The 21,382-nt window shown below is 52.3% G+C and carries 17 protein-coding genes; 12 read left to right on the top strand and 5 right to left on the bottom strand.

The features are described from left to right. Positions 1 to 27: 27 nt before the first annotated feature. Complete coding sequence (locus Q31b_RS01205) at positions 28 to 2,193, bottom strand: serine/threonine-protein kinase (protein WP_146597861.1); 2,166 nt, start codon at positions 2,191 to 2,193, stop codon at positions 28 to 30. Positions 2,194 to 2,360: 167 nt separating this feature from the next. On the opposite strand from Q31b_RS01205, the gene Q31b_RS01200 reads away from it, so the two are divergent. The 3 genes from Q31b_RS01200 to rarD all read left to right on the top strand — a co-directional run bounded on the left by Q31b_RS01200 (position 2,361) and on the right by rarD (position 7,234). Then, positions 2,361 to 4,304: a PQQ-dependent sugar dehydrogenase gene (locus Q31b_RS01200; protein WP_146597860.1), complete on the top strand. Its 1,944-nt coding sequence runs from the start codon at positions 2,361 to 2,363 to the stop codon at positions 4,302 to 4,304. Between the two features lie 417 nt (positions 4,305 to 4,721). Then, positions 4,722 to 5,381 (top strand): DUF6544 family protein, encoded by a 660-nt coding sequence (locus tag Q31b_RS01195; protein WP_146597859.1) that lies wholly within the window; start codon positions 4,722 to 4,724, stop codon positions 5,379 to 5,381. Between the two features lie 680 nt (positions 5,382 to 6,061). Continuing rightward, positions 6,062 to 7,234 carry an EamA family transporter RarD gene (rarD, locus tag Q31b_RS01190; protein ID WP_231617211.1) on the top strand — a complete coding sequence of 391 codons (1,173 nt, stop codon included), beginning with the start codon at positions 6,062 to 6,064 and terminating at the stop codon, positions 7,232 to 7,234. Positions 7,235 to 7,252: 18 nt separating this feature from the next. Here rarD and arsJ read toward each other — a convergent pair whose 3' ends face one another. From arsJ to Q31b_RS01175, 3 genes are read right to left on the bottom strand one after another with little or no spacing between them, the layout of a single operon-like run. Next, positions 7,253 to 8,536 (bottom strand): organoarsenical effux MFS transporter ArsJ, encoded by a 1,284-nt coding sequence (arsJ, locus tag Q31b_RS01185; protein ID WP_146597858.1) that lies wholly within the window; start codon positions 8,534 to 8,536, stop codon positions 7,253 to 7,255. A gap of 54 nt (positions 8,537 to 8,590) precedes the next feature. Then, a complete protein-coding gene (locus tag Q31b_RS01180; RefSeq protein WP_146597857.1) occupies positions 8,591 to 9,607 on the bottom strand; it encodes an ArsJ-associated glyceraldehyde-3-phosphate dehydrogenase in 1,017 nt (338 codons plus the stop codon). A 5-nt stretch (positions 9,608 to 9,612) separates the two neighbouring features. Beyond that, complete coding sequence (locus Q31b_RS01175) at positions 9,613 to 9,984, bottom strand: ArsR/SmtB family transcription factor (protein WP_146597856.1); 372 nt, start codon at positions 9,982 to 9,984, stop codon at positions 9,613 to 9,615. 240 nt (positions 9,985 to 10,224) lie between these two features. On the opposite strand from Q31b_RS01175, the gene Q31b_RS01170 reads away from it, so the two are divergent. The 4 genes from Q31b_RS01170 (at position 10,225) to Q31b_RS01155 (ending at position 15,304) form a co-directional block, all read left to right on the top strand. Further along, complete coding sequence (locus tag Q31b_RS01170) at positions 10,225 to 11,559, top strand: hypothetical protein (RefSeq protein ID WP_197170734.1); 1,335 nt, start codon at positions 10,225 to 10,227, stop codon at positions 11,557 to 11,559. A 28-nt stretch (positions 11,560 to 11,587) separates the two neighbouring features. Next, complete coding sequence (gene ppk2 / locus Q31b_RS01165) at positions 11,588 to 12,493, top strand: polyphosphate kinase 2 (RefSeq protein ID WP_146598683.1); 906 nt, start codon at positions 11,588 to 11,590, stop codon at positions 12,491 to 12,493. 329 nt (positions 12,494 to 12,822) lie between these two features. Beyond that, on the top strand, positions 12,823 to 13,389 hold the full coding sequence (locus Q31b_RS01160) for a hypothetical protein (RefSeq protein WP_146597855.1): 567 nt from the start codon (positions 12,823 to 12,825) through the stop codon (positions 13,387 to 13,389). Between the two features lie 61 nt (positions 13,390 to 13,450). Beyond that, on the top strand, positions 13,451 to 15,304 hold the full coding sequence (locus tag Q31b_RS01155) for an AI-2E family transporter (protein WP_146597854.1): 1,854 nt from the start codon (positions 13,451 to 13,453) through the stop codon (positions 15,302 to 15,304). A 109-nt stretch (positions 15,305 to 15,413) separates the two neighbouring features. On the opposite strand, the gene Q31b_RS01150 is transcribed toward Q31b_RS01155, so the two are convergent. Further along, the gene (locus Q31b_RS01150) at positions 15,414 to 15,770 is read right to left on the bottom strand and encodes a DUF721 domain-containing protein (RefSeq protein ID WP_197170732.1); all 357 of its coding nucleotides are present in this window, start codon (positions 15,768 to 15,770) and stop codon (positions 15,414 to 15,416) included. A 413-nt stretch (positions 15,771 to 16,183) separates the two neighbouring features. Between Q31b_RS01150 and Q31b_RS01145 the strand changes: the two genes are divergently transcribed. The 5 genes from Q31b_RS01145 to phoU all read left to right on the top strand — a co-directional run bounded on the left by Q31b_RS01145 (position 16,184) and on the right by phoU (position 21,259). Then, on the top strand, positions 16,184 to 17,200 hold the full coding sequence (locus tag Q31b_RS01145) for a PstS family phosphate ABC transporter substrate-binding protein (RefSeq protein WP_146597852.1): 1,017 nt from the start codon (positions 16,184 to 16,186) through the stop codon (positions 17,198 to 17,200). Positions 17,201 to 17,284: 84 nt separating this feature from the next. Beyond that, a complete protein-coding gene (gene pstC / locus Q31b_RS01140; protein WP_231617210.1) occupies positions 17,285 to 18,253 on the top strand; it encodes a phosphate ABC transporter permease subunit PstC in 969 nt (322 codons plus the stop codon). After that, positions 18,250 to 19,515, top strand: coding sequence for a PstA family ABC transporter permease (locus Q31b_RS01135; RefSeq protein WP_146597851.1), 1,266 nt, complete (start codon positions 18,250 to 18,252; stop codon positions 19,513 to 19,515). The genes pstC and Q31b_RS01135 overlap by 4 nt, the downstream gene beginning before the upstream one ends. A 178-nt stretch (positions 19,516 to 19,693) precedes the next feature. Beyond that, the gene (gene pstB / locus Q31b_RS01130) at positions 19,694 to 20,449 is read left to right on the top strand and encodes a phosphate ABC transporter ATP-binding protein PstB (protein WP_146598681.1); all 756 of its coding nucleotides are present in this window, start codon (positions 19,694 to 19,696) and stop codon (positions 20,447 to 20,449) included. Positions 20,450 to 20,575: 126 nt separating this feature from the next. Continuing rightward, the gene (gene phoU / locus Q31b_RS01125; RefSeq protein ID WP_197170730.1) at positions 20,576 to 21,259 is read left to right on the top strand and encodes a phosphate signaling complex protein PhoU; all 684 of its coding nucleotides are present in this window, start codon (positions 20,576 to 20,578) and stop codon (positions 21,257 to 21,259) included. Positions 21,260 to 21,382: the final 123 nt, after the last annotated feature.

Below are 21,382 nucleotides of genomic sequence, written 5' to 3'. Positions count from 1 at the left end.
AGAAAGGACCAATGGCCCAGTCAAAATTCATTCTACAAACAGAATTAAGGTTGGTGGTTGGGTTGAATCACCTTCGTGGCTGAGGAAACGCAGCATTTGATTGTTGGCTTGTCCGCCTGAAAGTACCAAGTTGATCGAGTCGGTTTTGGCACCTCGAAGGAATTCTGCAAGGTTTTCGCCACCTATTCGAACCTGCCGTTCTGCTCCGATCGAATCACCCGAAAAACGAACCTCTGCAAACTTTTCAATTTGATCGAGTCCAACCTTCGAAAAGCTGTTGTGCCATACAATTGCCCCCGGTCCGGCTTCCTTCCATCGTTCGCTTCCCTTAGCGTTTGTTCCATAAAGTCGAAGCAACGATCGGACAGGGCGTTCGTCGGCAGGTAACGTCAGAACGAGTTCAGCTTTGCGGATTTTTTCACGTGGGACACTAAGCGAAGATAGATCAAAACGCAAATAGGAATGGGCGAGTTCAATTCCTTTCCTCATTCGTACGGCAATATCAGGAGCCTTGCCATGTGATTCGGTAGGCGAGGATCGGCTGACCGTTGAGTCCGCGCCAATGCCATCCGTGGTGGTCAAGCGAATTTCTCTTAAAGATGCGTCCGCCGCTGGTTCTGTCGCCGGTTGCGTTTCCTCCAGTTCCAATTCGGGCGCCTCGACCCTTTCTGGTTTTTCGAGGGATGACGATGCCGGTGGAGCGACTGACGCTGATTGCCGAGGCGATGCCGATGTTTCGTTCGGCTGCGGAGTGTCAACCATCGGTTCGGTCGCGGGCTGCGGGGAAGGCAAGTCGGTTGGCGATTCGACTGGCACCTTTGCTGCTGATTGAACGGATGCGGAGTTGCGCTGTGATGCTGGGTCGTTCTTTTTCGCAGGCGACTTGCTTGGTGGCGACTTGCTTGGTTGAGGGGGTGTGGGCGGTGTGATGGGCGTGGGCGGTGTGATGGATGTTGTTGTCTGGTTAGAAGCTTGCGAATCGCCGATGACCTTATACAGGACAAACCCAATTGGGATGAGGACGATAACCGCGGCAGCGATGGCCAGGTAAGGCCAATACTGGGCCAGCGAATGGGAATGCTTGCTCGCTTTATTCGCTGTTTGATGTCTTTTAGGTGCCGGACGTATTACCGTTGCTGGGCTTGCCAGCGGAGCGGTAGCGTGAGCCGAGGGCAATGACGTGAAATCAAGTGGGTTTTCTACCGCTGCCGGCATCACACTGGGCACCGCTTCGAAAGGGGTGCTTTCTTTTTTACTGACGACTTCCGAAAGGCCTTGTTGTAGCTTGTTGATCGCCAAGGCAACTTCGCTTTTCGCTTCACATTCCACCGCCGCTTCGCGAAGAAGTCCTTCCAGGATGACGGCCGACGACGGGCGGTCCCGCGACTCCTTTGCTAACAAGCGATGGACTAAATTTGCCAGAGGTGCGGGGATATCTGGGTTGATTTCCCGAATCGGCGTCGGCTTGTGAGCCAGTATGGCTACCAATTGCCCGGCAACCGTTGGCGCTTGAAGCGGAAGCCGTCCGGTACACATCTCGTATAGGACGACGCCGAGCGAGTACAAGTCGCTTCGGTCATCAAGCGGGTCCGTGCGAGCTTGTTCGGGTGACAGGTAGCCAGGTGTTCCGATCACTGAACCGCTGCCCGCCAATCGATCCACCGGCGTTTGTGCAAGAGCTAAGCCGAAGTCGAGTATCTTGATACGATCGGTCTCTTCGACAATCCAAATGTTGGCTGGTTTGATATCCCGATGCACGATCCCTTTTTCATGGGCTGCCGCCAAGCCGCGACAGATCTGAATCGCAAAGTTCAAGATTTGTTCGTAAGAGAGTGATTGTTTTTTTGCGTTGAGTGCTTCGAGAGTACAACCATTGAGCAATTCCATCGCCATAAATGGAGTGCCCGATTTTTCACCGACTTCAAAGATCACGACGACATTGTCATGATGGACCGCCGCCATCGCCCGAGCTTCCTCAAGAAACCGCTTGCGGCTATTGGGTGTCGCCGCGATTTTCTTGTTCATCACCTTCAGGGCGACGGTGCGTTTCAGCCGCGTATCTTCGGCGCGAAAGACAAATCCCATGCCTCCCTTGCCCAGTTCGCTAATGATGCGATACGACCCGAGCATGCCAAGATCGTCGTCTTGCGATGGTGGCGCTAAGAAGTCGTAGTCTTGTTGAGTGGTGCTCATAGATAAGTAAACTGATCGATAAGTCGGTGAACCGTCCCTTTAGTCTAACACAACTAGAAAGAATTTTCCCTTAGTTTAACATGCAATCGTAGCAAAATGATATCGGACTCTCCAATTGCATCGATTGCCCAAAGAGTGTCCCCCAACCTCTTAGAACCCGAGTAAAAATGAAACGCTATCCAAAATTTCTCGCTCTGCTTCTCGCGGTGACGGCAATGGCCCCATTCGGCCTCTTCCCATCGGTAACGCGCGCCGAATCACCTGCGGAAATACTTCCGATTGACGTGATTCCCAATCAATTGACGGAGGCTGAAAAGCTGAGCGGGTGGGAACTGCTGTTTGACGGGCAATCAATGGATGCTTGGCGAACCTACAATCGAGAGGACATTTCGGACGGGTGGATCGCGACCGATGGGGTTATCTCCCTCCAGACGGGTGGTGCGGGTGACCTGGTGAGCAAAGAAAAATTCGGCTCCTTTGAACTGTCGCTGCAGTATAAAAACTCGAAGGGCGGCAACAGTGGTGTGATGTTCGGGGTCGTCGAAGCGGACGGGCCGTCGTGGTACAGCGGGCCGGAAGTTCAAATATTTGATAGCCGAGATCAAAAAAACGCTCAGAAATCAGGCTGGTTGTACGGTCTGTATCAGCCCCAATTGTCGCGAAAAGCGGACGACGGACCGATCGACGCGGAGCGACCCGTTGGCCAATGGAACGAGATCTACTTGAAAGTGTCGCCCGATCAATCGCGAGTTTGTCTTAACGGAAACGTCTATTTCAATTTCAAGATCGGTGACAGTACATGGAACAACCGTGTCGCCAACAGCAAGTTTGCCAAGTTTCCAATGTTTGGAAAAGCCGAACGAGGCCACTTGTGCCTGCAAGATCACGGACACCCAGTCGAATTTCGGAACATCAAGATTCGCCGACTCGATTCCGAACAATCCGTGCCTGATCCCGTGCATGGCAAACTTGGGCTCACCACGGAGTTGGCTTTCCCTAAACTCGAATGGGATCAGTGGGAAGCGATTGATGACGCAGGCAAAATTCGCCCTCTACGACTCGTGGAATTGACGTATGCAAACGACGACAGCAACCGATTGTTTACCGTTTCACAAGAAGGACAAATTTGGGTTTTCGAAAACAAACCGGATGTAACGAAGTCGCATCTGTTTCTCGATCTCAGAGGCAAGGTGAAGGATTGGCAATCGCGAGGGGCGAATGAGCAGGGTCTACTCGGCTTGGCGATGCATCCCGAATACAAATCGAATGGTAAGTTTTATGTCTACTACTCGCATCCGAGCGAGAGGAAATCGCTATTGTCGAGCTTTCAGGTTTCCAAAGAGGATCCCAACCGAGCGGATCCCGACAGCGAAGTGGTTTTGATGGAGTTCGAAGAGCCCTTTCAAAATCACAACGGTGGCAGTATCGAATTCGGTCCCGATGGTTATCTCTACCTCGGCTTAGGCGACGGCGGCTATCGTAATGACCCGTTCCTTGCGGGCCAAGACTTGTCGAAAATCCTTGGCACGATTCTTAGGATCGACGTCGACAATCCATCCGCGGAGAAACCGTACGGCATTCCTGCGGACAATCCGTTTGTCGATGTGGAAGGTGCTTGTCCTGAGATATACGCTTTCGGACTGCGTAATCCGTGGCGAATCGCATTTGACAAACAAACCGGCCGATTATGGTGCGGCGATGTTGGACAAGATTTGTGGGAAGAGGTCAACATCATTTGCAAAGGCGGTAACTACGGATGGAGTGTATGGGAAGCAACGCATCCGTTCGGAAGCCGAAGTGAAGCGTCATCGGTTAGCGAGCCAATCATGCCAATATGGGAATACGACCACGGGGTCGGATTGTCGGTCACCGGTGGCCGAGTCTACCGCAGCGACCGCATCGCTGCATTGAACGGAAAGTACCTGTATGCTGACTATGTTTCCGGCAGTATTTGGGCGTTGAGCTACGATCCGAAAACCGAGCGGGCAACAAGAAACGAGCGAGTCGTTTCCGAGCACATTCCGGTATTAGGGTTCGGAGAGGACCCCAACGGTGAAGTTTACTTTCTGACAAATAGTGTCACCGGAGCGTGTATCTACCGTTTCAAGTAGTCGCATCGAGCCGTAGCGGAAGTCGCCAAGACTCTCGTTTCTGCTGCGAGGGTGACACTCTTGACACTTTTCCGTTACCTCCGAGATGAAATCGACGCCCTCGGCGCAAGATCGCATCGTAAATATCTTAGGAGAACGAATCATGTCACCATTGTAATAATGGCCTGGTCAGTAAAATCCGCGGATAGAATCCGCGGATAGAATCCGTGGATAACGAGTGTCGAAAAGACGACTTTTTCGGTAGTGTCGCTCGATGCCCACGCACACTACCAGATTTTCAGTCTGGATATGACATTGCTTTGAAAACCTTACTCGGCACTTTTTCCACCCACGAGTCCTTCCGAAGAGCCAAAAAATGGAGAGGCCGTCTGGCGATAGGAATTCTGCTTGCGTTGGCTAAACCCTTGGAGATTGATCGTGACTCGGCCTGATTCAATTATCAAGTTTGCTCGTCGTTGTCTCGGCGAGAAAGCGGTGGGAGCATTGGGAGTGAGGATTCATCAGCGGGGCGAGATCCGGCTCGGTTCGACGAAACCTTGGATGCCGTTCCGTGCGGAGCAAACGATGTCGGCGTCGTCGGTCGAATTTCGTTGGCAGGCGAGGTTTCGTATGGCCGGCTTCATTCCGGGTAGTGTCGTTGACTGTTTCGAAAATGGACGCGGTGCGTTGGATGCTTGGCTTTGTGGCCTCATCCGGGTGGCTCATGCTCGAGGGCCAAAGGTGGATCGTGGTGAGGCTCAACGCTATCTCGCCGAGCTGGCGTGGTGCCCGATGGCGTTACTTCAAAACCAATCGCTTCGTTTTGAAGAATTGTCCAAAGCCCAAGTTCGCGTCAGCGTGATTGACGACGAAACGCATGTCGACTTGCTGTTTGACGACAACGGCGAGATCGTTGCTGCCAAGACGCTCACTCGTTTTCGTGACGATGAAATACAACCGTGGGAAGGTCGCTTTGAGAACTATCGCGACTTCGGTCCATTGCGTTTACCTTCTAAAGCAGAAGTCGCGTGGGACGCGCCCGAAGGTAGATTCGTATATTGGCGTGCGAACATCGATGATGCAATCTTGCTCTCATAAGGGTGTGTCCGGTGATTGAATAGCAATCGTAAATTGGATGGCTTCCCGTTCTATCCCCCTCGATCGGTTGAAACCCGAAGCTCGAGTCTGTCCCCCACGGATCGCTCTAGCTCGGATGATTCATGGGCTTGCAAATTGTTTTTCTAACGTCTACGCCTTCAAGCGTTTACGTTCATTGTTCGAAAAACAGTCTGCGTATTAGCCGTTTTGGCGTTAGCGGGCCGTCGATTTAATCGTTTAACGCTTAGCCGAAGGCGTCAGCTTTTCCGTAAGCGGTCGCCTATGGCTTGGCGTTAAACAATAAGTCGAGTCAAACCGATTAAATCGACAGCCCGCTATCGCCAAAACGGCTAATGAATAATCCGAGCTAGGCAAGAGGAGGACAATAAACGCAAGGGATGCAAACCAAACCGGCCACGGATCACGCCAATTTTTCATGAAATAAAACGCCGTCAATCAGATGTCCCCCCAAGAATCCTTCTTTGATTCACGCTCCTGGTGGGATGACTTTTTGGCGAACGTGAATGGAGTCTTTTGCCCGCTCTGCCGCGAAACGCTCATCCGCTACGCGTCCAACGAATGGATCGCAATGCGAGGTTGTAAACAGTGAAATCGTAGATTAAAACGTTTGAACTCAGCCACCTTTTTTGTGGATTGACGCTCTTGTTTGAAAAAAAAACGTGGTCCTGAATAATTCGAATCCTCCGCTGGCTTCCCGTCCCTCTTCGATTGATCGTTTCGGATTGGTTTGTGCCATTTTGGCGCACACCCTTTGGGGGCTGTTTCCGATTTACTGGCGACTGATTGGCAGTGCCGACTCGGCCGAATTGGTTTGTCACCGGATCGTGTGGTCGTTCTTCTCGCTCGCGATTTTAATACCGATTCTGCTGCGGATGGGATGGTGGGGCGGTTGGCGAATCATGGTCGAAAGCGTGTGTAACCGACGCGTCTGGTTGATCCACAGTGCGGCGGCGGTAATGATCGCCGTCAACTGGTTGGCGTTCATCTGGGCGGTCAACAACGACCGCGTCTTAGAAGCCTCGCTCGGGTATTACATCAATCCTCTGTTCAATGTTTTGCTCGGTGTGTTCGTACTCGGCGAACGTTTGGGACGATACCAATGGATCGCCGTGGCGATCGCCGCGTTTGGCGTCGGCATCATGGCGATTGGCGGCGGGGGATTACCATGGGTCTCCTTGGCGATGGCGACAACGTTCGCCGTTTACGGATTGCTCAAGAAAAAAGCACATCTGCCGGTACTCGTCGGTCTGGCGATTGAGGTGACGGTGCTGGTGATCCCTGCGGCAATCTACTTAAGTATGCAATTCGCCGATGGTGTGAGTGCGATGCAAACCGGTTCGCCACTCGTGCAGGGAATGTTATTGATGGCGGGTGTCGTCACCATCACACCTTTGGCGTTGTTTGGCGCGGCGGTCCGGCGGGTCGACCTGTCCGTGATCGGTATTTTACAGTACATCGGTCCGACGTTGCAGTTTCTAGTCGGTGCGGTGCTGTATCGCGAGCCACTCGGCGGTAGCAAAGTCGCCGGGTTCGTCTTCGTTTGGATCGCATTGATCGTGTTCCTTGCCGCGACACATCGCCCACAATCCTCGCCTTTCGAGACGATCGGGGCGTTACCTTGGAAGCGTCTGCTGTTTCGGTGGCGAACGTTGATGATTCTCGCCTTGATTGCTGCGGCATTCTTCGCTTGGATTGCCAAACCTTGGGTTCGCGCGCGAACAGAGCGGCCAATCGTCAAGCGAAACCAGGCCGCTGGTGGGAGTGAACCCTTTGACTACTCGTTTGATGCAACGGATATGATTGGTACTTCGCGGCGACTTGATCAGCGATGACGGCCGCGAAACAAACCGTCATTGCGTAACGATTTCGAACGCTTCGTTCACACTCGATTCGTCTGCGTCAGGGCGCGTCGGAAGCCACAAGGTGGAAACGGCTGCACCAATTACCAGTGCGGTTGATGCCCAAAGACAGCCGGGCAAACCAGCGTACAGATACATGACGCCCGAAAGCAAGGTTCCGGCTAGCCGTCCGCATGCATTGGCCATGTAATAGAACCCGACGTTGATCGCGACTTGGTCGGAATCGGTGTAGGCAAGGATCAGGTAGGAATGGACCGATGAGTTGACGGCAAAAACGACACCGAATATGGCGAGACCGATCAGGATACTGGCCGTAGCGTAGAAGTTCGTTTGGATTGCAAGTGCCAGCGCCGCAGAAACCAGCACGAGTGTGAATCCCCATGCCTGTGCCGCCCGTGCTTTTGTTGTGACGCCACCGCCCTTGCGAACCAGGCGCGGAGCGAACGCTTGGACAAATCCATAGCCAATCACCCACGCGGCGAGAAAAGCGCCAACACCCGCGAATCCCCATTGGAGTTGTGAGGCGAGGAAAATCGGCAGTCCTACGACGAACCAGACATCACGCGAACTGAATAGGAAAAATCGAGCGATCGACAATACGTTGATCTCTCGACTTTTTGCAAACAATTGAGTGAACTTCGTCTTCGATTTCGATCGCCCCATGTCGGCGTCGAGCATGATCGCTGTGCATAACAAGATAATCGTCAGCACTGCGGCCATCGCCCACAGGGATTCGGCGAAGCCAAGCCAACTGAGCAGGACGCCGCCTAGCAGAAACCCCAGCCCCTTGAGTGCATTTTTTGATCCCGTCAGAATCGCGACCCACTTGAACAGAGCGGAATCGCTTTCGGCTTTCGTACCCGCTTCGGATTCCACCGTGTTGTCAGCTTTGACCAACAACTTGACGGCACTCTTGGAGCTCATCTTTGTCAGGTCTTTGGCAATTCCGGAGAGGGCCTGGCTAGCCATTACATACGCAACGGAAAGACTGGCCGCCCATGTAGGTTGAACAAGCGAAAGCATGACGAGTGCAATCACCTGAATCGCCAAGCCCGCGAAAAGAGTGATGCGAAGCCCTATCCGTGAACCGATCCAGCCGCCAAGCAGATTCGTAAGGATTCCAAAAAACTCGTACAGCAGAAACAAGAACGCGAGGCTGACGGGCGTGTAGCCGAGTTGATGGAAATACAGCAGGACGAGCATCCTCAAGGCCCCGTCGCTGAGAGTAAATCCCCAGTAGGCGGCGGTTACGAGAGTATAGTTTCGGACGTCCATGGGGCTCCTTCTTCACGTGGGTCGTTCGTAGCCTAGGCTACGTTCCGCGATACATTAGAGTGGCGGCAGGGTGTTTGCGACTTTCTTTACCAGTTCCATCATTCGGTTCGCGTAGCCGATCTCGTTGTCGTACCACACCAGTAACTTGACCTGAGTTTCGTTGACCACCATGGTCGACGGGCCATCGACGATACCCGATCGGATGTCGTTCACGTAGTCGGCTGAAACGAGAGGCTTTTCTTCGAAACCAAGGATACCCTTGAGCGAATTTTCTGCAGCATCTTTGAGTCGTTCGTTAACCTCTTCTACTGTGGTCTTCTTTTTGACTTCAAAGACGCAATCGGTTAGTGACGCATTGAGCAGTGGAATTCGTACGGCAAGACCGTTGAGTTTGCCTTTCAATTCGGGGTAGATCATCGTGATCGCTTTCGCAGATCCGGTGGTCGTCGGAATTAGCGAATTCAAGCAAGACCTCGCACGACGCAAGTCCTTGTGTGGGGCGTCTACCACGACTTGCGTGTTGGTCACGTCGTGCAGCGTTGTGATCACGCCATGCTTGATGCCAATGGTCTCATGGATCACCTTCACAACCGGCGCGAGACAATTCGTCGTGCACGATGCCGCAGTGACAAGATGATTTGTGTGCGGATCATAAAGGTGGTCGTTGCATCCCATGACGATGTTCAACGCGGCGTCGTTCACAGGCGCGGCCACGACGACCTTGCGGACACCGTGATCGAAATAGGGATTGAGCGTTTCGGAGGTGCGAAATTTACCCGACGACTCGATCACGATATCAACACCCCGTTCCTTCCATGGCACCTGTTGGGGAGTCGCTGAACTGCTGACGGTGACCGTTTTTCCATCGAGGATGATTGCATTTTGTTGCGCATCGACTTCGTGACACCAACGCCCGTGTACGGTATCAAACTCCAGTAGGTGAGCGCACGTCGCGGCATCGCCATACCGTTCATTGATATGCACGACCTCAAAATCAGGCCAGCCCCACGCGGCTCGCATGCCCAGTCTTCCCATGCGGCCAAAGCCGTTGATTCCAACCCGTATCGTCATCCTATCTACTTTCGTTTTGCTTTTGATGTCTTCTTGAGCTGCTTGCCCTTCTTCGGTTTATCACAGCACCCGGCTGTGATGCATAATTCAGGACGCCCCTGACAGCAGTCTTCGATCAGGAATCCCATCAAGCAATTGATGCCCTTCGGGTTCAACGAGTAGGTAATCGAGCGTCCCTCTTTACGTGATTTCACCAAGCCCGCGCTGGCGAGTTCCTTGAGGTGAAAGGACAACGTGGCAGGCGGGATACCTAACCTCTCGGCGATTTCTCCGGCGGCATACCCTTCGGCGCCCACTGTGACGAGCATCCGAAAGACAGTCAATCGGGATTCCTGAGCTAGTGCCGACAGGGCGACAACCGCTTCGTTTATTTCCATAGTTCTAAAAGTATCCAAGTGTTGGGGTGCTGTCTACCCGTTTCGGACGCAAAGGATGGAGTGATCGATGAGCATGCGGAATGAATGGTTGGGGAAATTCGTTGCAGGGGCTCCGCATGAAGTTTTCAAGAAGATTTCGCTCAGCTGTTGAATTCGAGTTGCCAGGTAGTTTTCGCCCAATATACTGCCGCACCAGAGTCTTGTCCGTTCCACCCAACTCTTCTGCCACGGCTAATCGAGATGACCGAAACTTTTGCTTTCGTTGGCTTTTTGCTGGCCGCCTATTCCATTGTCGCGAACGATGCGATTCAGACCCTTGGGACGTTTTTGAGTTCAAATGCCAAGCGTCCTTGGTGGCTACTGTGGGCATTCGCTTGTACGGTGCTGATGGTTGTTTTTGTGTATGGGTGGATCGCAAACGATGGCGACGTGTCGTTTGGTCGATTGTCAAAGTTCCCTCAGCCGGCTGGCGGAATCACTTGGCTGCATATTGTACCGCCGATCATTATCTTGTTTCTGACACGATTTGGCATTCCCGTTAGTACAACGTTCTTGGTTTTGGCTGTTTTTGCACCAGGCAATATGACGTCGATGCTATCCAAGTCGATGTTGGGATACTTGGTTTCATTTTTCGTTGCGATTGGTGTCTATTTCTTGATCTCCAAGTCATTTGAAAAGAGGATTGCTGATTCTGCAAGCAAGCCTGCGGCGAGGTATTGGTATGCGCTTCAGTGGATTTCGACGGCTTTTCTGTGGAGTCAGTGGCTGATGCATGACCTTGCCAACATTTTCGTATACTTGCCACGGAAGCTCAATGTACCCTACTTTTTCTTTGCCACGATCGTGATGCTCGGTTTGCATGCCCTGATATTCTCCAGGCGTGGCGGTGAGATCCAGCAGATTGTGACCAGCAAGACGAACACCAGTGATATTCGATCGGCAACGCTCATCGACTTCATCTATGGCTTCATCTTGGTGATTTTCAAGGAGTACAGCAACATGCCGATGAGTACGACTTGGGTGTTTTTAGGGCTACTCGCTGGTCGCGAGACGGCGATCTCGTTGTTGCTTAAAGCTCCGCCGCTGAAGCAGACGTCCGGCATTATTTTTCGAGACGCGAGCAAAGCGACCGTCGGTTTAGTGGTCAGTGCGGTCTTGGCGATTGGGCTGCCGATTCTCGCTGCCACCATCAATGGGACGGCGGAGGTTTCCTCTTCGGAGGAATCCACGGTGTCGGCTCCGGCGATCTCCGACCTTGATAAACTTTCCTCTTTTGAACCCTCTGAGGTCCTTGCGGGCGATTTGCAGCTAGCCGGTTCCGACACGCTTCGGCCAGCGGCTGAGGTTCCGATCAATGGGTTCGGCGGTGACTCGCCGACCGACGTCTGGCAACTCGAATCGCAGGGCTCAGGCTCCGCAAGCCCAGCAGTGATGGCGTTCGCAAGAGACGTGATTTCGAGTCAAGGGGAGGCGACCGTTTTTGGCGTCGGCCTTATGCCGCTCGACCCGTCAATGCTACCGCAGCAAGCATTCAAAATAGATGATGGCCAGCTCCCCGGTTTGCAATCGCTATGAAACCCTGTTTTCCCAAGACGACGCGACCATGACCGAGCAAGAAATACTAAGAATCCGCGAAGAGATACTGGACTCGATTGACGAGGAATTCGAGGCGGAGCTTGAAGACGCGATGATGAATCAAGATTATCGCTCCGATTCAAAATCAAGCACCGAAGGCGAGATGAGTCGCCGCGAATACTTTCGACATCTATTGCGGCTACAGCAAGAGTTGATCAAGTTGCAGAGTTGGGTCGTCGAAACGGGCGCCAAGGTGGCAATCCTTTTCGAGGGCCGCGATGCGGCTGGAAAAGGAGGTGCAATCAAGCGAATCACCCAGCGTTTGAACCCGCGTGTGTGTCGGGTCGTCGCTCTGTCCGCGCCCTCAAAACGTGAACAATCACAGTGGTATTTTCAACGTTACACTCCACACCTGCCCGCCGCTGGCGAGATCGTGTTGTTCGATCGCAGTTGGTACAACCGGGCGGGAGTCGAACGTGTCATGGGGTTCTGTACCGATGAAGAATACGAAGCTTTCTTTCGCGATGTGCCAAGCTTTGAACGGATGATTGCCGACTCAGGAGTCCATCTCATTAAATACTGGTTTTCCATTACCGACGAAGAGCAACAGTTTCGTTTTCAGTGCCGAATCAACGATCCGCTCAAGCAGTGGAAACTCAGCCCGATGGATTTGGAATCTCGCCGCCGCTGGGAGCAGTACACCGAGACCAAAGAGATCATGTTGGAGCGAACAAACCTGCCGTACTCGAGGTGGTGGGTCGTCGAGGGAAATGTCAAGAAGCGGGCAAGACTCAATTGCATTCGTCATCTGCTGACTCAAATTCCGTATCAGGAAATTCCAAACGAGTCGGTCAAGTTGCCGCCGCGAGAGCGTAGCGACGAGTACGAAAGAAACCCATTGCCCAAAGAGATTTTTGTTGAAAGCGTCTTCTAGAAGCCCAAACGCTATCGGGTTGGATGTCGTCTTTCCGACACTCGGGAAACGCGTCTACCAAGGGGATGGACGCGAGTAACCTGTTGGCTTGGTTCCGCAAAGTCCAAGTTTGCGCTTTTGCTTGCTTGGTTTCGTCGGCTTTCTGTAGTAGAATTGCCCGCTACGGTATCGATCTCGATCGAAAACTTGGACTCATCAAACGATTCGATCTCTCGATTCGTCGTTTGAATGGCTGTTTCCTTTTTTGACCACATGAGATGCGTTGATGCGACTTTGCCTCACGCGATCCGGAGTACAGGTGCTGAAAATTGATCCTCGGGGGAACAGTGATGGATGAGACGACGGAAACGAGCTTGGTAGAAGAGACAAACTCCCGCACAGGTTGGAAGCTGCAGTTTGGAGTGCTCTGTGGCATGCTTGTGTTGGCGTTGATTGGCATGGGGTTGAGTCAGGCATTGGAGCAACGTGCCTGGTGGTACTGGTTGTTTGTCGTGATCACTTATGCGGTACTCGGATTGTGGCGAAGCATCCGCAAAGCGAAGCGAGCTGGGGATGGGCTGAGAAATCTGATCAGTCGGGAACTGGCGCATTGGTCTGTGCTGCTGGTTTTTCTCGGAGTGCTGGCGGTGCTGGAGCGAAAGGAGATCATCAGTCGCGAGTCCTCCTCGGATTTCGCATTGCTGTTATTGGCATTTAGCTGTTGCTTGGCGGGAATCCATTTCGACTGGCTACTTTTGATCATGGGGGTCGTTTTGACGGTCATGTTGGTAGCGATGGCGACGTTGGAGCAGTACACGATCGTGTTGTGGATTGTCATGATTGTGGTCGCGGCCGCGGCAGCGGGTTTCTTTTACTTGAAGTCGAGTCGGGGACGTGCAGCGGATGGGTTGGACTAGTCCAACTCAATAGCTTTGGGCGCGGGGTCTTGGTTTTTAGAAGTTTTCGGCGAGTCTTGTCATGGGCAGCGATCTATCCAGCCATTTTTCGGAGTCCTCCAGTCCGAGTCCATGGTGGTACAAGCCACTGATTTGGGCTGCGTTTCTTACGCTGTTGTTCTTGCTCCGTGAATTCTTTCTGATTGGATTCTTGACATTCCTGCTCTGCTTCGTCGCGCGTGGCTTGGTCAGGATGCTGATGCAGCGAATTGCGTCCGATGGTTCGAGCCGAGGCTTGGAGTTGGCAGTGACGTTGTCGGTTTTTGCTGTGATTTGTTTAGGGATGTATGGAATCGGCCGGTACTTTGTGCCTCAGGTGATTCGTCAAGGCGAAAGTTTGCTCGCCCGCATGCAAGGTATGAGCGCGGCGGACATACAAAACAGTGTGCTGTCCAATACCGTTGGGACATGGCGATTTCGTCAGCAATTTGGTTCGCCGCAAGACCAGCGGTATCAGGAAGGGCACAAGCGGTTCGAGGAATCTGGACGCAATGGCGAAGGCTTGTACCAAACGTTTCCTCAACTTGATTCCAGGCTGAGGTCGGAGTTCGAGTCCAATTATGAGCAGGCTCAGACGCTTCATCTGAAATCCGACGGTCAGCTTGGACCGGCACGCAGCGCGCAGTTCGATCACTGGTTCCTGACGGTCAAAGCACCACAGCTGCTCGACCAGCGAAGTGATTACTACCGATCACGCTGGCTCGCAGGGTTTTCGTTAGCTGAGAAGTCGAACGAATTGGCAAGTCTCAAGAAGCGTCCCGATTTCGAATCCTATCGCGATCAGCAGATTTGTGAACAAGTCCTGACTGACATTAAGTTAGACCCCGTTTTGATGACCCAGTTCCAGAATGAATGGGCTAAAGCCCAGGCGGTGCGAATGTCGACCGACTTTCGACAATCACGCGAATACCAAGACCGCTTCAAAGCGTTCTACGAAAAATCGCGAGCAGAGAATCCAGTCGCCGTGCCGATCGAATTTGCCTATTTTCAAACCCTTGCGACAGCCTACACAAAAGGAAGAGATGCATTTCTTGCAGCGGTCCGAGAGCATGACAAAACGGATCTAGAATCGCTTGCATCCCGACAGCACGATTTTGAGACGGCGACCAAGTTGGAATTGGGCCGGCAGTGGTGGGGTACCAGCCACGTTGCCGACTGGGTCCGAACTCATGCGAAGAATGACGGCGACATCGTGATGGAAGCGGTGGTTGGCCGGGTTGATCAAGGTCTTAGCCATCTGGTCCGAATTCCTATCCAGGTCATCACGTCGCTGATACTGGCTATACTGATCTTGATCGATTGGCATGGAATCAAGCTGGCGGTGGCAAGCATTCGCGAAACACGATTGCAGCGAATCTATGATGAAATCGCTCCCAACGTTGTTGCGTTTGGCAAGCTGATCGGCAAGTCCTTTCAGGGGCAAGTCATCATCGCAATGTTCAATGCTGTTTTTACTCTAGTCACGCTGTATTTCATCGGGGTCGAATACCGGTTCCTATTGGCCTTGATCGTCTTTGTGTTTAGTTTTATCCCAGTCCTTGGCGTGATTCTGTCGGGCATTCCCATTTGCGCGGTTGCCATCTTGCAGCCGGATGGGTCATTCCTCATGGTACTGCAGGTCGTGATGGCGGTCGCCCTGATCCATTTGCTTGAGGGACTGGTACTGTCGCCACAGATCATTGGGAAACTCGGGCATTTGCACCCCATCTTGGTGATCGTGATTCTGTTTGTTGCGGAGCATTTCTTTGGAATGTGGGGGCTAATTCTTGGCGTCCCTGTAGCGATCTATCTGATTCGTGTTGTCATTCTCAATACGGCCATCCCTGGTATCTACGAACCAATCGTTGCGGAGGCTATGGCCAAACAACATGAATAGGGAATCGAATGCCACCCAAAAACATTCATGGGCCGCAACCATGGGCCGCAACGTTCCATTCGCGTCAATCGCGAACTCCGATGTCTCATAACTCCGATGTCTCATTGGGTTAGACACCGCTTTGTATTCGGAACTTCAAGTCACTGACTTTTGCTTGTGGATGATTTGCTAGGATTTTCTTCAGAATCGAACGCTTTTGAAAGTTCAGCTCTTGCAGCGTTACCGAATCGGACGCGTAGATGTCGAGCACACCTCGCTTCAAATTACCCACGCGAATACTTGAGCGGATGCTCTCGTCGATCCCCTCTAAAATGGCAGCTTCCATTTCATTGACGACCGTCACTTGGGCATAACCGCGGCGAGAGATCAATTGATTGACAAGCGATCCGATTTTGCGTTCACGCGGACGCTCCGACTCGGCACCTTGGTAACTCGGTTTTCGAAGCTTCGTTTTTTTGAACGTCACGGCTTGAGTCACTTTGGGTACACTTGAAGGGACAGCAGCGATTGAAATCGCGTGCCACCATGGTAACGCACAACGAGTTCACTTTACAATCGCAGATGTCTGGCGTTTCTCGAAGAGTCGGGCCAGTTTCATTGCGCCCCAGGTCGCACCCCAGGCCACGTCGCCGATTGCTCGGGAGCTTGTCCTCGATGCGAATGAGGAGGAGGAGCAAGTGGGTATTTCTTGCGAACTTGCTCGGTATCAAAGGGGGGGAGCGTCAGCACGATGGGTCGGTAGAAAACGGCTCAGGAATCTTAACGCAATCTTCATCGTCCGTTAGCACAACTCGCCTCTTTTGAGAAATTGGATCTGATATCCTTTCCGTCTTGAAACAAATGAACTTCAAAAAGCAATTTCGCTAAAAAGGCACTTCAATGAGACGTCGAGTTTTTCGTAATTTTGTGACTGCAGTTGTATTCGGTTTCTTAGTCCCTGCATCTAGCCAGGCCCAAAATGCGAGTCTACTAGGAAAAGTGGACATTGACGGCAGTAGCACGGTATACCCCATTAGTGAGGCAGCGGCCAGCGGTTTCACCAAAGATTTTCCTAACGTGAAAGTGAATGTCGGAGTCTCGGGCACGGGTGGCGGGTTCAAGCGATTTACAATCGGACAAACCGATATATCCGATGCATCGCGACCGATCAAATCGACCGAGTTCGAGGCGGCTCGAGAATCAGGCATTGAATTCTTTGAGATTCCGGTGGCCTACGATGGATTGACCTTGGTTGTTCACAAAGACAATGACTTTGTCGATCATTTGTCGGTGGATGAGATCCGTAAGATTTTTACTGCCGAAGGGTCCGCGAAGACATGGTCCGAAGTCCGTGATGGTTGGCCGCAGAAGCCAATCAAGATCTTTGCTCCTGGCACGGACTCGGGAACGTTCGACTATTTCAAGGAGGTCGTTGCCGATAAGGAAGGGTCTCTTCGCTCGGATATGAGTACGAGTGAGGATGACAATGTACTAGTCACGGGCGTTTCGGGTTCACCGAATGCGATTGGATTCTTTGGGGTCGCCTACTACGAAGAAAATCAGGACAAGTTGAAATCGGTGCCAATCATTAATCCTGAAACCAACGAGCCGGTCTCACCTGACGCGACGACCATTGAAAACGGGACGTATGCTCCATTCAGTCGTCCCTTGTTCATCTACGTCAATGCTCGTTCTTTCAAGCGTCCGGAAGTTCGGCGGTTCGTTGCTTACTATTTGCAAATGGCTCCTAAGTTGGCCGCGCAAACCGGATACGTTGCCTTGCCAAAAACGGTCTACGCCGAAGCGATGAAGCATTGCCGTGGTGGTAATACTGGTACCCATTACTTGACAGAAGATTTGAAAAAACGCAGTGGTGCGGTAACGGAACTCTACAAGACCACCAGCACGGTAAACTGAGGGTTCGCGTTTGAGTGATATCAGGCAAAGCGTTTGCCTCCTCTCGCCACGCGTTTAAACAAGCCACTAACTATATGAATTACTGTGTCTACAGCACTCACTAACGATCCTCTCGCACAGCAGCGAATAGACAGCTACTTTGCTCGCCAGCGGCGGAGTTTGAGTGCTGTGCGCCTAAGAGAGAAGGGTATCTTTCTTTCGCTAATTTGTTGTGGCGTTTTCTCCGTTCTCATTACTCTTGCCATCATCGGAGTATTGCTGGGGGAAACGATTACCTTTTTCAGTTTTGAGGAGGTAACGCTAGGTAATTTTTTGGGATCGGCCCAGTGGACTCCGCTGCTTGGGGCGACGAAGAGTTTCGGAATTTGGGGATTGATCAGCGGCACGCTCTTGATCACGGCGATTGCGATGTGTTTTGCATTGCCGCTGGGTCTGATCACCGCGATCTATTTGAGTGAGTACGCACCTCGAAAAGTACGCAATGCACTCAAGCCGATACTGGAGATTTTGGCGGGAATTCCCACGGTGGTTTACGGGTTCTTTGCATTGACAACCATCACGCCGATCTTGCAGTGGTTGCATGACGGATTCAGCGTCTACAACGCCATGAGCGCAGGGATTGCGGTCGGCATTCTATGTTTTCCTACCGTTTGCTCGCTTGCGGAAGATGCTCTGCAAGCGGTCCCCAAATCGCTTCGCGATGCGGCATATGGACTCGGTGGGACTCGCTTTGATGCTTCGGTGAAGGTTATCGTCCCCGCGGCGCTCAGCGGCATTATTAGTGCGTTTCTGTTAGCCATTGCTCGGGCAATCGGCGAAACAATGATTGTCGCTTTGGCCGCAGGCAGTCGACCGCAATTAACGATCGATCCTCGAGATGAAATACAAACAATGACAGGTTTTATGGTTCAGATGGCGGGCGGTGATGTTTCCAATTTTGGAACCGAATATTATTCGATGTATGCCGTTGCCTTCACGTTGTTCTTGATCACGTTATCCTTGACGATGTTTGGTAACGTGATCCGAAAACGGTTCCGGGAGACGTACGAATGAGTGACTCTTCCCTCGATCCGCCGATGGGACCAACCGACGGCAAACCTCCGACGGATAGCCGCCGCCGCATGCGAACGGATGCTCGGTTTCGTCGATTGTGTGTCGGCATCGCCACCATTTCCGTCATGGTATTGGTTTTACTGCTGGTCTCGATTCTCTATCAAGGCATTCCGGTACTCTCGTGGACGCTGCTCGGTGGAACGCCTGAGCCTGACCCTGCGGATGCAGGAATGTTCCCCGCGGTGATGGGAACGGTATGGATTTGCGCTCTTTGCGCCATGATCACGTTGCCGATCGGAGTCGCAACGGCCGTCCTGCTTGAGGAATTCAAGCCGCGCACGAAAATTGCGGCATGGTGCTACAGCGTGATCCAATTGAACATTAGCAATTTGGCAGGGGTGCCAAGCGTTGTTTATGGAATCTTAGGCTTAACAGCGTTTGTATCGATGTTTTCGTTTTTCGGCAACGCTTCCAAGCCTGGACAGGCAGCCTGGGAAATCGGTGCAACCTATTACGATCAATTTACCAATTTAGGCAGCGACCCCTTTTTGACGATGGGCGAGGAGGTCGATGAGCGTTACTTCCTCGTGCCAGTTGACGATCGTGCCGATCCGCCAACGGTTCCAACCCAAGGCATGAATGCGTTTGAAAACGATGGCAATCGGCTGGTGCCGGTCGTGGTCCACGTGGTTGATACGATGGAGGAAATGCCAACGGATCCGGAAGTGCTTTCCGCTGGCATCGACTCGGCGGCGGTGCCGGGACGGATTAGCGAAAAGGCCTGGTATTATTTTCAGCTGCCGCTCGGCCGCGGAGTGCTGGCCGGGGCTTTGACTCTAATGCTGGTGATCCTTCCGGTCATCATCATCAGCACGCAAGAAGCACTGCGGGGGGTCCCTTCGTCACTACGCGATGGGGCTCTTGGGATCGGAGCGACACCTTGGCAAGTCGTTTGGAACGTGACGCTACCTTCGGCGATTCCAGGAATCATGACAGGATCGATTTTGGCAATGAGCCGTGCGATCGGGGAAACGGCACCAATTCTGATCATTGCTGGGATTATCTACATTCGTACTGCCCCTCAGCATTTGATGGACAGTTACACGGTGATGCCGCTGCAAATTTATAACTGGACGAGCCGACCGCAGGAAGATTTTCACCAGCTGGCGGCGGGTGGAATTATTGTTTTACTAGGGATTTTGCTTTCCTTTAACGCCGTTGCCGTGGTCATTCGCCAGCGGATGCAAAAACCGCTAAGTTAAGTACATTACCGACTGGAGAAAGACGAACATGTTGTTGCCTGAAACTGCAAGAAAGCCAACGCCCGTGACGAACACAAAACGAAGCGAAGTCTCTGCGGGATCCAATGCGGAACCTCATGCGGAACCTCATGCGGCGGCCCAATCCGATTCGGCCACTCACAGCAACGGCGATCCAACCATGCCGGTTGCGATTCGTATCCGTGACCTAAGTGCCTGGTACGGCTATTTTCAAGCGCTCGATTCGATCTCAATCGACATTCCAAAGAATAGTGTAACGGCGTTCATTGGGCCGAGTGGTTGTGGGAAAAGCACCCTACTGCGTTGGTTCAATCGTATGAACGACACGGTGCTATCGGCTCGTGCCGAAGGAGAGGTGCTGCTTGGAGATTTGGATATTTTGAGTTCTCAAACGGATACCGTCGATCTTCGACGGCGCGTGGGAATTGTTTTTCAAAAGGCCAATCCGTTTCCGAAGAGTATCTATGACAATGTCGCGTTTGGCCCTCGACTTCACATGCGACTCAATAAATCGGAACTCGACGAACTCGTCGAGTGGTCGCTTCGAAAGGCTGCGGTTTGGGAGGAGGTCAAGGATCGCCTTCACGGTTCGGCTTTAGGCTTATCAGGCGGTCAACAACAACGACTTTGTATTGCTCGGGCGATCGCCGTTGGCCCTGAGGTTTTATTGATGGATGAGCCATGCAGCGCTCTCGATCCCGCTAGTACGTTGGCGATTGAGAATCTGATTTATGAGCTTAAGGAACAGTACTCGATTGTCATTGTGACGCACAATATGCAGCAGGCATCACGGTCGAGTGACCAAACTGCATTTTTTTATGCTGGTCGACTTGTCGAGTTCAGCGATACCAAGCAAATGTTCACGCAGCCTAAACACCGACAAACCGAAGATTACGTCAGCGGCAAGTTCGGTTAGGCGACGACTCATCCATACTTATTCTCCGTAGTGGATCTTATTAAAGATCCTTTTGCATGGGGATCTTTAACAAGATCCACTACGATAAAATCCTTTTGCCGAATCCCACTAATTGGATTGCGTTTTATGTCAAAACATCTGCAACGTGGACTCGATGCTCTGCGTCAATCCCTTGTAACCCAGTTTGCGAGTGTCGAACAGATGATTCAATTAGCGGTGCGATCGCTGGTTCAGGGGCGAGCTGACCTTGCGGACCGAGTCATCGCAAGCGACAAGGAGGTAGACGATGCGGAGATCCACATCGAAGAAGAGTGCCTCAAATTGCTTGCTCTTTATCAACCGGTCGCCAGCGATTTACGGCGGGTCGTGACGGTGATTAAGGTAAATAGCGACCTGGAAAGGATGGCGGATTTGGCCTGTAACATCGCCGAACGAGCTCTCGCCCTGGATCGCTTTCCACTCTTTCAACCGCCAGCGGAATTGTCCGAAATGGTGCAGACCGCGACCGAGATGGTTCGAAATGCGCTCGATTCTTTTGTCGAAGAAGACTCCGCGAAAGCGGCGGACGTGATTCGCACCGATTCTATCGTCGATACGCTCAATCGAGTTGTGATCGACCTGCTGCACGAGATGATGAATCGTGATCCCGAGCTAATCGAGCCAGCGGTGCATTGCTTTAGCGCGTCTCGGCATGTGGAACGCATTGGTGATTTGGCCGAGAGCATTTCGGAAGATGTAATCTATTTGGTAGAAGGCGAGATCATCCGTCATAAGCACGGTGTTTTCTTTGATTTGCCGCAGAATAAATAGATCCAATCTTCCAATCGAAGGCCCATATCCGTCTTTTCCTCGGACGGACTTCTGGGGCTATCCATCGCGGCGAGCGAAAATTGGGACAAACAACCTTTTTCTCGCTTTGGGAGCTGATTAGGG

Source organism: Novipirellula aureliae (assembly GCF_007860185.1).
In the GTDB taxonomy this organism is placed as follows: domain Bacteria; phylum Planctomycetota; class Planctomycetia; order Pirellulales; family Pirellulaceae; genus Novipirellula_A; species Novipirellula_A aureliae.
This window is presented reverse-complemented; position numbering and strand designations above follow the sequence as displayed.

Coding starts and splice junctions, on each gene's coding strand:
- arsJ (WP_146597858.1), bottom strand. CDS start 8,536: ATGGACGTCCGAAACTATACTCTCGTAACCGCCGCCTACTGGGGATTT.
- Q31b_RS01200 (WP_146597860.1), top strand. CDS start 2,361: ATGAAACGCTATCCAAAATTTCTCGCTCTGCTTCTCGCGGTGACGGCA.
- Q31b_RS01205 (WP_146597861.1), bottom strand. CDS start 2,193: ATGAGCACCACTCAACAAGACTACGACTTCTTAGCGCCACCATCGCAA.
- Q31b_RS01135 (WP_146597851.1), top strand. CDS start 18,250: ATGAGTGACTCTTCCCTCGATCCGCCGATGGGACCAACCGACGGCAAA.
- Q31b_RS01170 (WP_197170734.1), top strand. CDS start 10,225: ATGACCGAAACTTTTGCTTTCGTTGGCTTTTTGCTGGCCGCCTATTCC.
- phoU (WP_197170730.1), top strand. CDS start 20,576: ATGTCAAAACATCTGCAACGTGGACTCGATGCTCTGCGTCAATCCCTT.
- Q31b_RS01160 (WP_146597855.1), top strand. CDS start 12,823: ATGGATGAGACGACGGAAACGAGCTTGGTAGAAGAGACAAACTCCCGC.
- pstB (WP_146598681.1), top strand. CDS start 19,694: ATGCCGGTTGCGATTCGTATCCGTGACCTAAGTGCCTGGTACGGCTAT.
- Q31b_RS01180 (WP_146597857.1), bottom strand. CDS start 9,607: ATGACGATACGGGTTGGAATCAACGGCTTTGGCCGCATGGGAAGACTG.
- Q31b_RS01155 (WP_146597854.1), top strand. CDS start 13,451: ATGGGCAGCGATCTATCCAGCCATTTTTCGGAGTCCTCCAGTCCGAGT.
- Q31b_RS01145 (WP_146597852.1), top strand. CDS start 16,184: ATGAGACGTCGAGTTTTTCGTAATTTTGTGACTGCAGTTGTATTCGGT.
- ppk2 (WP_146598683.1), top strand. CDS start 11,588: ATGACCGAGCAAGAAATACTAAGAATCCGCGAAGAGATACTGGACTCG.
- Q31b_RS01175 (WP_146597856.1), bottom strand. CDS start 9,984: ATGGAAATAAACGAAGCGGTTGTCGCCCTGTCGGCACTAGCTCAGGAA.